The sequence below is a fragment of the Peribacillus sp. genome (genome assembly GCF_059453735.1).
On sequence record NZ_JAZVJO010000451.1, the window covers coordinates 1 to 12,963 of the forward strand.

General features: G+C 38.0%; 11 protein-coding genes and 1 riboswitch. Of the genes, 10 read left to right on the plus strand and 1 reads right to left on the minus strand.

Going from position 1 to position 12,963, the window contains the following annotated elements; genetic code table 11:
- Positions 1 to 462 precede the first annotated feature (462 nt).
- The 6 genes from AC52RT_RS14840 (at position 463) to AC52RT_RS14865 (ending at position 6,737) form a co-directional block, all read left to right on the plus strand.
- A complete protein-coding gene (locus tag AC52RT_RS14840) occupies positions 463 to 1,320 on the plus strand; it encodes a tyrosine-type recombinase/integrase (RefSeq protein WP_495541459.1) in 858 nt (285 codons plus the stop codon).
- A gap of 157 nt (positions 1,321 to 1,477) precedes the next feature.
- Positions 1,478 to 1,984: a pyroglutamyl-peptidase I gene (locus tag AC52RT_RS14845; protein ID WP_495541469.1), complete on the plus strand. Its 507-nt coding sequence runs from the start codon at positions 1,478 to 1,480 to the stop codon at positions 1,982 to 1,984.
- Between the two features lie 144 nt (positions 1,985 to 2,128).
- Entirely contained in the window at positions 2,129 to 3,034 is a 906-nt protein-coding gene (locus tag AC52RT_RS14850; protein ID WP_495541460.1) for a diacylglycerol/lipid kinase family protein, read from the plus strand.
- A gap of 113 nt (positions 3,035 to 3,147) precedes the next feature.
- Positions 3,148 to 3,810 carry a hypothetical protein gene (locus AC52RT_RS14855; protein WP_495541461.1) on the plus strand — a complete coding sequence of 221 codons (663 nt, stop codon included), beginning with the start codon at positions 3,148 to 3,150 and terminating at the stop codon, positions 3,808 to 3,810.
- 13 nt (positions 3,811 to 3,823) lie between these two features.
- Positions 3,824 to 5,062, plus strand: coding sequence for an efflux RND transporter periplasmic adaptor subunit (locus AC52RT_RS14860; RefSeq protein ID WP_495541462.1), 1,239 nt, complete (start codon positions 3,824 to 3,826; stop codon positions 5,060 to 5,062).
- A 143-nt stretch (positions 5,063 to 5,205) separates the two neighbouring features.
- Positions 5,206 to 5,354, plus strand: a riboswitch (cyclic di-AMP (ydaO/yuaA leader).
- A 129-nt stretch (positions 5,355 to 5,483) separates the two neighbouring features.
- Positions 5,484 to 6,737, plus strand: a complete 1,254-nt coding sequence (locus tag AC52RT_RS14865) for a cation:dicarboxylate symporter family transporter (RefSeq protein ID WP_495541463.1) — start codon at positions 5,484 to 5,486, stop codon at positions 6,735 to 6,737.
- 89 nt (positions 6,738 to 6,826) lie between these two features.
- Here AC52RT_RS14865 and AC52RT_RS14870 read toward each other — a convergent pair whose 3' ends face one another.
- Positions 6,827 to 7,438, minus strand: a complete 612-nt coding sequence (locus AC52RT_RS14870; protein ID WP_495541464.1) for a histidine phosphatase family protein — start codon at positions 7,436 to 7,438, stop codon at positions 6,827 to 6,829.
- 191 nt (positions 7,439 to 7,629) lie between these two features.
- Between AC52RT_RS14870 and AC52RT_RS14875 the strand changes: the two genes are divergently transcribed.
- The 4 genes from AC52RT_RS14875 to AC52RT_RS14890 form a co-directional block, all read left to right on the plus strand.
- Positions 7,630 to 8,397 (plus strand): hypothetical protein, encoded by a 768-nt coding sequence (locus tag AC52RT_RS14875; RefSeq protein WP_495541465.1) that lies wholly within the window; start codon positions 7,630 to 7,632, stop codon positions 8,395 to 8,397.
- Between the two features lie 181 nt (positions 8,398 to 8,578).
- Positions 8,579 to 9,640 (plus strand): D-alanine--D-alanine ligase, encoded by a 1,062-nt coding sequence (locus AC52RT_RS14880; protein WP_495541466.1) that lies wholly within the window; start codon positions 8,579 to 8,581, stop codon positions 9,638 to 9,640.
- A gap of 34 nt (positions 9,641 to 9,674) precedes the next feature.
- Positions 9,675 to 11,066 carry a UDP-N-acetylmuramoyl-tripeptide--D-alanyl-D-alanine ligase gene (locus AC52RT_RS14885; protein WP_495541467.1) on the plus strand — a complete coding sequence of 464 codons (1,392 nt, stop codon included), beginning with the start codon at positions 9,675 to 9,677 and terminating at the stop codon, positions 11,064 to 11,066.
- A gap of 925 nt (positions 11,067 to 11,991) precedes the next feature.
- On the plus strand, positions 11,992 to 12,963 hold a 972-nt coding region (locus tag AC52RT_RS14890), incomplete at its 3' end, for a DEAD/DEAH box helicase (protein ID WP_495541468.1).

Sequence of the window (12,963 nt, forward strand, 5' to 3'; positions counted from 1 at the left end):
GTGAAGACCAGACGGGATTAATGGCTGAAATAGTCGAAAAATAGATAAAATACCCCCCATGGAAATCTAGAAGTCAGCATATTTTCTTAATGGAGGTCTTCTTAAGATGTAAGTGTTAAAAGAATAGCGACCCATTTTCAAAAACCCGCTTGTGCTCCCTAGGGTATTTTAGTGCTGAAAATCGTACCGGCCGGAATAGCCGAAAAACAGATAAAATAGCCCCCATAAAAAATCTAAAAGTCAGCTTGTTTCTTAAAAATTGGAGATCTATCAAGAATAGAATATAAAAAATAGGGGCACATTTTCAAACCATCTTTTCTTGTGCAATAGAGGCAAATCGATTTCACGAAGAATGTCAATTAAAAAGAAAATAACTGAATAGATGATATGTTCTTTATGTTCTGTTGAGATAATATGTTAAAATGGTCTAAACTCGGAATTATGACTTGGGAGGAATAGGCGTTGGAGAGTAATAACGATACTTCTACTAAGGAAACAATTTTTCAAGCTTTTAGCGAATGGCTGATAAGCGAAGGAAAATCAGAAAATACCATAAAGACGTATATTGGTGTGTTGTCACAATTTGAAGGTTGGTGTCCTGGGGAATTCAAGGAAGCAGGTCCTGTGGATATCCAAAATTACTTAGATTATCTAGAGGAATCTCAAAAAAGTGCCGGAACGATTGAGAAGCATTATATGGCTATTAATGTGTTTTATAAGTTTCTTGGTCAGCCTCAAGTCATGCTCCATATAGATCGAAAGCTGAAAGAACAAAAGCAAGAGGTTCCTGAATCTCTTAGTCTACAAGAGCAGGAAAGGCTTGTAAAGGACTTAGAGACGGAGGGGAATCTACGAAACATAGCTATGGTGTTCGTTATGCTTCATACGGGTGTAAGGGTATCTGAGCTATGCGATTTGAATTGTAGTGACGTATTAATTGAGAAAGATAAAAAGTATATTGTGGTGAGAAATGCTAAAGGTGAGGTAGATCGGTCTGTGCCACTCTCTAATGAAGCTGTACAACGCTTGCAAGTATACCTGAGTTCAATTAAGGAGAAGGAACAGAAAACCCCCTTGTTCATTTCCAGCTATGGTCAGCGTATGACACCAAGGTCTGTACAGTATATGCTGAAGAAATTTGATGTTCATCCACATAAACTCCGTCATACGTTCTGTCAGCAGCTTATTAATAAAGGGATTGATTTGCCGATTGTTTCTAAGTTGGCTGGACATAAAGATTTGAATATGACAAAGCGGTATACCATAGATAAGAAAATGGATTTAGATGATGCGATTGATCAGACCTTTTCAAAATTTTGAGTATTTGAACAGGAGGATAAAATGATATCCTCCTTTGGTGTATATGTTTATATGAAAAAAACAGAATATTCTTTATTAATGCAGGGAAGAAAGTGAGCTCCTTAGGAAAACTGATTTTGAACCCTTTCTGGACTATCCTATTAATCCTACTGAACAGATTGTTCAGGCATTAGATGGAGCAGTCATAGGTGAATATATGGTTTACGGTAAGCTATTACCCGTTGAATTTCATCTTTCAGGTGATAGGATCACTGAGTATATTCAAGATGTACTGCCAGATGCTGTTATATCCTTAGGCTTGGCTGTTGGTCGTAGTCAGATTACGCTTGAACGATTTGGTATTAATTGTGCCGATGGCGAAAAAGATAATACAGCATATAAACCACTAGGAAAGCGCATAGTCGCCGATGGTGCTGATGGAATGTTTACTAGTCTTCCGTTAAAACAAATGCTGGAGGGACTCATACGGGCTGGTTATCCAGCATCCATTTCAAATAGTGCTGGTACTTATGTGTGTAATCAAGTCATGTATCGAGTTCTGCTATCCAAGCAGGTTTTATTCATGTGCCGGCAAACCATTCACTTGCGCTGCATATGGGGAAGTTTCCTAGCTGGTCACAGCGGGATTTGCAAGAAGCTGTTCAGGTGGTTATTAATCATTTAAATTAAGAGAAATTAAAATAGGACGGTTAGGTGGCCATTTTTCTTTTCCACCTTTTTTGTCGTATAAAAAAAAAGGAAAATGGTTTTGGAATCTTTAAGATGAGGGAAGTTAAGAGGAGAAGTAAATTTTTAGGAGGTGTTGATTGTGAAATGGAAAAAGGCCATGTTAATTTATAATCAGGCTGCAGGAAAAGGAAATATCCAAACTATGCTTGAGCAATGTCTGCCTATTCTATCTTTGGAAACGGAAGAACTGATGGTATTACAGTCTTTAAAGGCTGGTGATGCCCTGGAATATTGTCAGAAGTATGGAGAGCAAATGGACGCAGCCTTTATTTTAGGCGGTGATGGAACCGTGCATGAGTGTATAAATGGACTTGCTTCCCTGCAAAATCGTCCAGTGGTGGGAATCCTTCCTGGGGGGACCTGTAACGATTTTTCTAGGACGTTGAATATACCTCAGAATATTCGCCAGGCTGCGGAAACAATGATTTCCGGAGAAGTATCATTAATTGATGCTGGAAAAGCTGGGAATAATTACTTTTTGAATTTCTGGGGAATTGGACTGATTGCAGAAGCTTCTGCCAACATATTTGAGAAGGAAAAGAATCGATTCGGTACAATCAGTTATTTGTTAAGTGCTATACGAACGGTAGGAGGAAATGAGCCTTTTCCATATAAGATTGAATTGGATGGGGAAGTATTTGACGGTCAGGCCGTGTTGGTGCTTGTGCTAAATGGCAACTATATAGGCACAAATTCACTGCCTTTTTCAGAAGTCCACGCAGATGATGGATTCCTAAATTTAATCATCGTAAAAGAATCTAGTTTGAGTATATTGAAGGAATTACTGACGTTGAAGGGCGCTTTAAGTGAAGTAGATGCAGATAACGGTCTGCTTCATTACCAAGCAAAAGAAATTGTCATTGAAACCCCTGTAGTAATGGATGTCGATATGGATGGTGAAATTTATGCAAAAACACCAACCAAGATAAACATCCTTCCTCAACATTTTAAGATGTTCTCAGGCATTCGCGAAAAGATTGAATAAATCAATCAATTTTTTCTTTAATTTACAATTTTCAACACAGGAATACGGCACATTCCTCCATTTTACGATACAATTAAAGGGAGCGATATTTACATAATCACGGGGGAATGTGTATGACTTATCAAGTAAAACTAGTAAAGGGCCTGTTTCATCCATCTCTTAGTTCTTTTCAGTTAAAAGAAGCCGAGCAAGTAACCGCTTTTAAGCTGAAATTAGTATGGGTATACATGGCGAGTATTCTGTTGTTCTCCATAAGTGGTTATTTTGGGATTGGTACGGAATCGGTTTCAAAAGAGTTAAATGAACTGGGTACGGAAAGGTTTGAAACGGGTAAACTGCTCGTATTTTTGGGGAACATCATTGCAGGCCTTATACTCCCGTCTATCTTTTTGTTTGTATCAGCCGTGATTTTTTGGGTGATAACAGATATTCCATACATAAAGATTGTGGTTGTCCAGATGATTGGTTTTACACTTTTTTTAGTGGAAAAATTCCTATTGATTCCCTTTTTCTTACTGATGGATCTGAATCAAGATGCTAACCCATTTTCTTTAGGTGTAGTCAGTCAATATTTTATTGCGAATGATTATTTTATTCACTTCTTTAGTGAAGTGTCTATTTTTAGTGTGGCAATTATTGCGATCACATATAAATATTTGAAAGCTTTATCTGATATGAAACCGATAATTATTTTACTGATGATTTGCTTCAGTTATCTCTTATATTGGTTTTTTGCGGCTTTCTGTTCTTATTTAGACGTCAGTGTATTTGTATGAGGAGGTGTAATTAATGAAGAAATGGAAAATTATTTCGCTCTCTGCAGTTTCAGGATTACTAATAGCGGGTAATTTATATTTAATTGGTAAAGAAGAGAGTAAGGTAGAGCGAACTTTATATGTAGAGAACTGGACAAAAGCTAAACTAGGCGATATTTCAAAGACTTTTCAGGTACAAGGCATGGTAGTACCATATGAAGAGTATCCTGTGTACTTCGATCATGAAAAACAATTCCAGAAATTTTTAGTACAGGAAGGAGATACGGTCACAGCAGGTACGCCTTTATATGAATACGTTGACTCAAAAGCATCTGTAAGTAAAGCCAATCTTGAAAATGAAAAAAAACTTGCTGAAAATGATCTTTCTGCAATAGAGAGTTATATCAGCAGCTTGGAAAGTTATCAATCCTCCATTCCAGAAGCTTCTTCAGTGTCTGAACATTCAGCACTGGAAGCAGATTTGAATCTGGATGAGCATGCTTCATCTGAACTCATTGTTTCAACTATTGAACAGGAAATGTTTAAACAGGAATATGAGAAAAGCAAAATAGAAGAAAAGGTCAACATTCTAGAAGCTGAGCTTGTAAATCTTGATGAAATAAGCGGGACTGTATCAGCTGTTAGTGATGTTGATGGCACTGTGAAGGAAGTAAATAAGAGCCTTACTGGTCCTATTCTAACTTTATCTTCAAATAGGTTGTCAATTGAAGGAGAACTTTCTGAAAAAAGGTTAAGGGAAGCTGAGGAAGGACAGGCAATTACGGTTGAATCATCTGAATTAAAGAAACCTCTTACAGGGACAGTCGATCGTATTACAGCCTATCCGAAATCGGAACCAAGTATGAAGAAAGAAAGCATCTATCCGTTTAAAGCTATAGTTAAGGATGATCAACTGCTTCTACCAGTTGGCAGCAAGGTGAATGTATCTATTGTTACCTCTAGTGTGCAAAATGTTCCGGTTATTCCTGAAGATACCTTACATATGGGTTCAAAGCCATTTGTTTATAAGCTAACTAATGGCCGTGTGAATAAGCAGTATGTAACAAAGGGTATTGAAATGAGTGGAAGACAAGAAATTCGGAAGGGCATGACTGCAGGTGAAACGATTTTAGTTGAACCAGAAAATGTCCCACAAAATCATCCTTATTTTATAACAGCACTACAACCAAAAGAAATAACAACAAAGCAACTTGAAGAAATTAGTACACGCGATAAATTCCGGTATTTATTAACAGGCTTACTAGAAAGATAGTAATTATTTTTTATCTGACTTACATAAATAAGAGAAAAAACGGATTCACAAAGGGAATTTCAAGGGATATCCAGCAAATTTATGCTTAGAACAGAAATAAATATATTTACAGAAATGAAATTTTACTATAATATTTTATTATGATCGTAATACCGCTTAATCTTATCGAAAGAACGGGGGACCCAATTTGCGGATCCGTTCGCTTGGGGTGAATTCTAGAATAAATAGAAAGGGCTTTGTGTTTCCAAGTCCTAACCCGACAGCTAACCTCGTCAGCGTAAAGGGAACAGTTTGAAAAATGTTCGCGTAAAATGACACACCGTGTGTCATTTTTTTGCCGGAGAAAATTTACCTTGTTTCCCTTACCGAGACAAAATGCATGTTTGCAGCATAGAATTTTTACAGAGGGTGAGGATGTTAGATGAAGAAAATTAGTTTAGCTTGGCAAATATTTATTGGTCTCGTTTTAGGGATTATCGTGGGGGCTATTTTTTATGGCAACCCTGACGTATCTACTTATTTACAACCACTTGGAGATGTTTTTCTCCGTTTAATTAAAATGATTGTTGTTCCAATTATTGTTGCGAGTATCGTAATGGCTGTAGCGGGTGTAGGTGACCTTAAGGCACTCGGTAAAATCGGCGGAAAAACGCTTCTCTATTTTGAAATAGTTACAACTATTGCTATTATCGTAGGTATAATGGCTGCAAATATATTCCAACCGGGTGCAGGCGTAGATATGGGTTCCCTGGAAAAAACAGATATCAGCACTTACGTTGAAACGGCTGATAACACAGAAACTAAATCATTAGTGGATACACTAGTGAATATTGTCCCATCTAACCCTATTAAAGCAATGGCTGAGGGCGATATGCTGGCCATTATCTTCTTCTCCCTTTTGTTAGGTTTGGGAATAGCTGCGGCTGGAGAAAAAGGAAAACCAGTCCTTGGATTCTTCCAAGGGTTGGCGGAAGCAATGTTTGCTATGACTAATATGATTATGAAATTTGCTCCGATTGGTGTATTTGGTTTAATTGGAGTAACCATTTCTAAATTCGGACTAGAGTCCCTTATTCCACTGGGTAAATTAGCGATTACTGTATACGGAACTATGATTTTCTTCGTAGTAGTTGTTTTAGGTTTAATAGCGAGAATTGTTGGCTTTAATATTTTCAAATTATTCATCATCTTAAAAGAAGAATTGATCTTGGCTTTCTCTACTGCAAGTTCAGAAGCAGTGCTTCCAAAATTGATGGAGAAAACAGAAAAGCTAGGCTGTCCAAAGCATATTTCTACATTCGTCATTCCAACTGGTTACTCGTTTAACTTAGATGGATCAACGTTATACCAAGCGTTGGCAGCAATCTTCATTGCTCAAATGTACGGAATAGATTTAACTATAGGTGCTCAAATTTCCCTAATCCTTGTCTTAATGGTTACTTCAAAAGGGATTGCGGGTGTGCCTGGCGTTTCATTCGTTGTCCTATTAGCGACATTAGGATCAGCTGGAATTCCAGTTGAAGGTTTAGCCTTCATTGCTGGTATCGACCGTATCCTTGATATGGGTAGAACAGTTGTTAACGTAGTAGGTAACTCTCTAGCAGCTATCGTTATTTCTAAATGGGAAGGTCAATTCAATCCTCCTGTAGAAGCGGCTAAAGTAAAAAGTGCATAATAAAAAAAGGACTTGCATAAAAACTGCAAGTCCTTTTTTTCTATGGAAATGTTTCGATTTTCTATAATAAAGGAATTAGACTAGGTAAATCAATTTAAGCAGTGGGTAGTGTCTCCCTCGAAAATGATTTCGGGTTTATGTTGATTGACGATAATTTTAGTTAAACTTACATTCCCAATATAGGGTTGTGAATAGAGTTGTGATAAGGAAAGGTTCTTTATGGAAGCCATAAAAGCTCGAATAAATAGAGAATGAGAAACAATTAAAACTGTGCCTGTAGGATGTGCTTCGATGATTTTATTATAGGAAACAGCTGCACGTTCTAGAATTTGAGGGTAAGACTCTCCGCTGTTTCGTTGGTAAAGATGGGGAGTCTCCCAAAATGATTTGTACTCACTGGGGTATTCTGCTTGAATCTCCTCTTTATGTCTACCTTCCCAGTCACCAAAAGACATTTCACGCAGCAGTTCACTTTTGATAAGTGGAATCACGCGTTTGCCTGCAATGAGTTCAGCAGTTTGAGCGGCACGTTCACTCGTACTTGAATAGATACAATCGATGGGTGTATCCTTTAAACGTTTTCCTAAAGCTAAGGCATCGTTTATACCTAATGTAGTCAGGTCACTATTTTCCCAGCCTTGCATTCTTCCTATAAGGTTCCATTCGGTTTGGCCGTGGCGTACTAAGTAAATCGTCAACATCGCTATCTCTCCTGCTTTTGTTTTTAAATTTATTATAAACGCTGTATAGTGTACAGGCTAAGATAATGATATTCTTTTCGATAGAGAAATAAAACATACGAAAGTAAACCATTTGCTCGGCTATTTTGGTAAAATAAAGTGGAAAGTGTCTGTTGTTTTTTTAATTGCTGGTGCGGAGGGTAAGGGATACCATGAAAAATGATAGTAGAGACATTATTTATATACATCTGCAGGCTTCTGAACGTTTTGCACTCTTTTCTGGAATGAGTTTTCGAGAATTTGGACACTCAACAGAAGTACCATTGCGTAATCTTCTGCTGCTAAAGCATCGATTTGAAGAAGGAGAATTTAACTTAAATACGCTATTAGAGTATGTTCCTGAGGATCGTGTAAGGGAGATACTGAAGGAAGATGTAGATGAATATGGTGATTTTTGCTGGCTGGATTTTGAGGAAGAGTCAGGGCTCGACGAATTAGATGGACAGGAAATTGCCGAATTATTATATTTAGGGCATTGTAAGAATCATCTGCGGCCGCCATTCTTTCGAAAACTGAAAAATCAATATGTCTATCTTGCTCATGATGACGGTTGGTTTAATAAATTATACTACCGTACTCTTGACAGCTATTTACATTTGATTGGAAATGTACTGCCATTCAAACTAGAATCCGTGACAATAGAACGCACCTGGCTGGGTTTTAAAAAGAGAAGTGAAATTCCTAAGGTGCCAGATGAGATTCTTGCTAACCTTACACCGTTAATGGCAGAGGGTTTGGTTCTATCGTTTTCTAAAGCACAACAGACGAGACAGAAGATAGTAATACCTGGTTGGGTTATTGGCGATTTTGTAAATATGGACGATATGATGGAGAGCTATAAAGAAATAAGCACCGATCATCCACATATACAGATTATTTATTACCGAAAAACTAAAGAGTGGTCTTATATTAAAAAATAATTCCCCTGATTCAGGGGTTTTTGTTTTCTGAAATTATATCGGCAGACACGAAAATAGGCTATCTATCATAGAATAGTGAGGAAAACACAAAACTCGCATGATTTCCATGATTAATTTTTTTCGTTTTGAAGGGAAAATGATACAATAATAAAGGTTACTAGAATATTGGAGGGTTTACTTAATGAAAACAAAACTTGGATTGCTTTACGGCGGCAAATCAGCAGAGCATCAAGTATCGATGCAAACGGCTCTTGCAGTTATTAAAGCGTTAGATATAGAAAAATATGATATACATCCGATCTACATAACTGAAGAAGGGGAATGGATGAATGGTCCTAAGCTGACAGGTCCCGTTCAAAATGTTAAGGAATTAGCCTTTTCTGGTGGAAGCTCAATATCACCTCTAGCGCTTAGTTCTACTGAAGATGAACCGAAATATGATGTCATCTTCCCTCTACTGCATGGTCCCAATGGCGAAGATGGAACTGTACAAGGAATGCTGGAATTGATTAACCTTCCCTATGTAGGGAATGGTGTATTAGCTTCGTCAGCAGGGATGGATAAGGTCATCATGAAAAACCTCTTTGCACAGGCAGGTCTCCCGCAGGTCGGCTATAACTGGTTCATTCGTTCTGAATGGGAATCGAATAAAACAGCAGCCTGTGAAAAGGTTGAGAGTGAGTTAGGGTATCCTTGCTTTGTAAAACCAGCAAACCTTGGTTCAAGTGTAGGAATCAGCAAAGCGGTAAATAGAGATGAATTAATGGCTGCATTTGATGAAGCTTTTCAATTTGATCGTAAAGTGATCGTTGAAGAAGGAGTCATAGCCAGAGAAGTTGAAATTGGCGTAATTGGTAACGATAACCCTGAATGTTCAGTAGCAGGAGAGATTATTGCTAAAAAAGACTTTTACGATTATAAGGCTAAATATGAAGATGAAGATACAGTGATGGTTATTCCAGCTGAGGTTACAGAATCAGAATATAAAATGTTAAGTGAAATGGCTGTTACCTCGTTTAAGGCGTTGGACTGCTCTGGACTTGTTCGAGCAGACTTTTTCCTAACAAAAGATGGGAAAGCGTATATCAATGAAGTGAACACAATGCCAGGCTTCACTCCTTACAGCATGTTCCCGCTGTTATGGAAGCACACAGGAGTTGAATATCCTGAGTTAATTGAACGTTTAGTTAACCTGGCCAAAGAACGTAATGAAGAGAAACAAAAAATTAAATATACTTTTTAAGTTATCATGCTGCAAAGATTGGTGGAGGAAGTAAATGATTAAAAGAACGTTTAACCAAATTCAAGAAATGGCTAAAGGTCTTAATCAGACTACCCAATTTGGGGATGTTTTGGTTGAGGGTGTTACGATTGATTCCCGAAAAATAGAACCAAATAACTTATTTGTGCCGCTTGTCGGGGAACATGTTAATGGCCATCAGTTTGTAGAAAAAGCGTTTCTTCAAGGTGCTGCTGCATCATTTTGGCAAAGTGATATGCCTAATCCTCCGGAAGGACTGCCGCTGATTATTGTTGATGATGTTCAAGCAGCGCTTCAACATTTAGCAAAAACATATCGTCATCAAGTGAACTGTAAGGTGGTAGGTATTACAGGAAGCAACGGCAAAACGACAACAAAAGATATGACCGCGGCCCTCCTGTCCGAGAAATATAAGGTATGTAAGACAAGCGGGAATTATAATAACCACTTGGGCATGCCTTTAACACTATTATCGATGGATGAAGATACCGATATCGCAGTTTTAGAAATGGGTATGAGCAGCAGAGGCGAAATAGAATTTCTTTCAAGGCTTGCTCAGCCGGATATAGCTATCATCACGAATATTGGTGAGTCCCATTTACTGGACCTTGGTTCGCGAGAAGAAATTGCGAATGCTAAGCTGGAGATTATCGCGGGAATGGCCGATGAAGGAACGCTTATTTATCACGGGGATGAACCCTTACTTCTTGAACGGATTGAAGGAAAGTTACCTCATCTGAGGACATTATCATTTGGTCGTAGTGAGGAAAGTACTCTCTATGCAGCTTCTATTATGCAGAACCAGGATACCACCTCTTTTAAATTAGAGGAAAATGGGGATGAGTTCATGATCCCAGTGCTCGGTAATCATAATGTCCTTAATGCATTGGCCGCTATTTTAGCAGCGAGAGAACTGCAGGTAAGTGAAACAGCCATAAAAGAAGGCTTGAATACTATTCAGCTGACGAATATGCGCATGGAGATGGTTGCAGGTGCAAACGGAGAGAAGATTATTAATGATGCCTATAATGCCAGCCCTACTTCTGTTAAAGCTGCAATAGAATTAGTTGAAGGGATGACCGGCTTTAATAACAAACATTTGGTTTTTGGAGATATGCTGGAGCTGGGACCGCAGGAAGAAAGGTTTCATTTGAAAATTGGAGAAATAATTAATCCCAACGAGATTAATCATCTTTACACCTTTGGACCCTTAGCAAAAAAAATTGCAGAAGGTGCGCGTAAACAATTTGCTAGTGAAAATGTTCATACGTTTCTAGATAAGTCAGAGTTAATTCTTAAACTGAAAGAACTGTCAGAAGCAGGCGATTTAATTTTAGTTAAAGCTTCAAGAGGAATGAAACTAGAAGAAGTCGTTTCTGCATTACAAGCAAAAAGCAGCGTTCAGTGATTATGAAGAAATGGCAGCCCGCAGACTTATTGCGGGGCTGCTGTTTTTTATTTTGAAATCGGAAATAACCAAAATAAATAGGGTTCAACATTGCAATATCAGCATTATAATGGTAATATAGAGGTTGAGGTTAAATGCCTTTTAATTGGCGATAATAGTATATGTCTATTTCCTTTAAAATTAAAGGCACTCAAGTAGCTCTTATGAAAAATTTTCGTTCGTGAGTATTTGTTGTTTTTGAAGAAATTCGTACTTTCAGATTAAATAGACCGAGCGTCTTGAAACCATATAAAAGCTGCCGTTTTGGCGGCTTTCGTTGCAAATAGGAATGCGGACCGAGGATCTTCCCTCGGTTAGCAGATTCACAAGTTTCCAGCCTAGCTGGCTGAATATCCACAGACGGAAACTCTCCGTCATGCCTTTAAGGCACCGCTTGTGATTCGATACCACTTCCGCACTCCCTCAACGCATAAGGGTCTGTTTGTATGAAGCACCTGGATTTCCAGGTTTGTCTATGCTGTTTGAGTTCTACTCCCACACATAGGGAAAAGGTGCAGCAGCCCTCACCTGAATAATGCGGCAGTTCCGCATACTACTTTGATATTTCCATTTTTGGATTTAATTTTGATTACATGTACTATTAAAAAGTTAAATGCCTATATAGGCGTTCTTTACTTACTTGCAGCAGGCTTTTACGTTATTAGGCTTGTATTCATGTTGTTCCTTTTTAATAAATCATGATTAGATTCAGCGTTTTATAAAAAATGTAGTGATTCTTTTGGGTGATAATTGAGAAAACTTTTCTTAAGAGATGTTTGCTTCTATCGATAAGATGGAATTGATTAAATGGATAGCTGACGTCCGAAGATCAGCATACCGGGCTATTGCCACGGAAAAATTAAGATAATAAAGGGGCACGAATAAATTGACATTGTTTAGTGAATTAGGATTAGACAGAACATCGATGAAATCAATAGAAAAAATGGGTTTTGAAGAAGCGAGTCCCATTCAAGCACAGACGATTCCATTGGCACTTGAAGGAAAAGATATCATTGGTCAAGCACAAACAGGTACTGGTAAAACAGCTGCTTTTGGTATTCCTTTGATTGAAAATATCGACTTATCTAGTGATAATGTACAGGGAATCGTTATCGCACCTACTCGTGAATTGGCTATTCAAGTTTCGGAAGAACTTTTCAAACTTGGTTACGGAAAACGCACTCGCGTATTAGCAGTTTACGGTGGACAGGATATTGACCGTCAAATCCGCGCTTTAAAGAAAAACCCGCATATCATTGTAGGTACACCTGGTCGTTTATTAGATCATATCAAACGTAAGAACATTAAATTAGGCACTGTTCATACAGTCGTATTGGATGAAGCAGATGAAATGCTGAACATGGGCTTCATTGAAGATATCCAATCTATTCTTTCAAACGTACCAGAAGAAAGACAAACATTGCTTTTCTCTGCGACAATGCCTGATCCAATCCGTAAAATTGCGGAAAGATTTATGAAGGATCCTACACTTGTTAAAGTGCAAGCTAAAGAAATGACTGTTTCTCTTATCGATCAATATTATGTTGAGCTAAGAGAAAATGAAAAATTCGATACATTGGCTCGTCTGCTTGATATTCAAACACCAGAACTTGCTATCGTTTTCGGTCGTACGAAACGCCGCGTTGATGAGCTTGCATCTGCATTAACTATCCGCGGTTATATGGCAGAAGGAATTCATGGTGATTTAAGCCAAGCAAAACGTATGTCTGTATTGAAGAAATTCAAAGACGGCAACATTGATGTCTTAGTTGCAACAGATGTAGCAGCTCGTGGTCTAGATATTTCTGGTGTTACTCACGTTTATAACTTTGATATTCCACAAGATCCAGAAAGCTAT

Coding starts and splice junctions, on each gene's coding strand:
- AC52RT_RS14855 (WP_495541461.1), top strand. CDS start 3,148: ATGACTTATCAAGTAAAACTAGTAAAGGGCCTGTTTCATCCATCTCTT.
- AC52RT_RS14860 (WP_495541462.1), top strand. CDS start 3,824: ATGAAGAAATGGAAAATTATTTCGCTCTCTGCAGTTTCAGGATTACTA.
- AC52RT_RS14865 (WP_495541463.1), top strand. CDS start 5,484: ATGAAGAAAATTAGTTTAGCTTGGCAAATATTTATTGGTCTCGTTTTA.
- AC52RT_RS14870 (WP_495541464.1), bottom strand. CDS start 7,438: ATGTTGACGATTTACTTAGTACGCCACGGCCAAACCGAATGGAACCTT.
- AC52RT_RS14875 (WP_495541465.1), top strand. CDS start 7,630: ATGAAAAATGATAGTAGAGACATTATTTATATACATCTGCAGGCTTCT.
- AC52RT_RS14880 (WP_495541466.1), top strand. CDS start 8,579: ATGAAAACAAAACTTGGATTGCTTTACGGCGGCAAATCAGCAGAGCAT.
- AC52RT_RS14885 (WP_495541467.1), top strand. CDS start 9,675: ATGATTAAAAGAACGTTTAACCAAATTCAAGAAATGGCTAAAGGTCTT.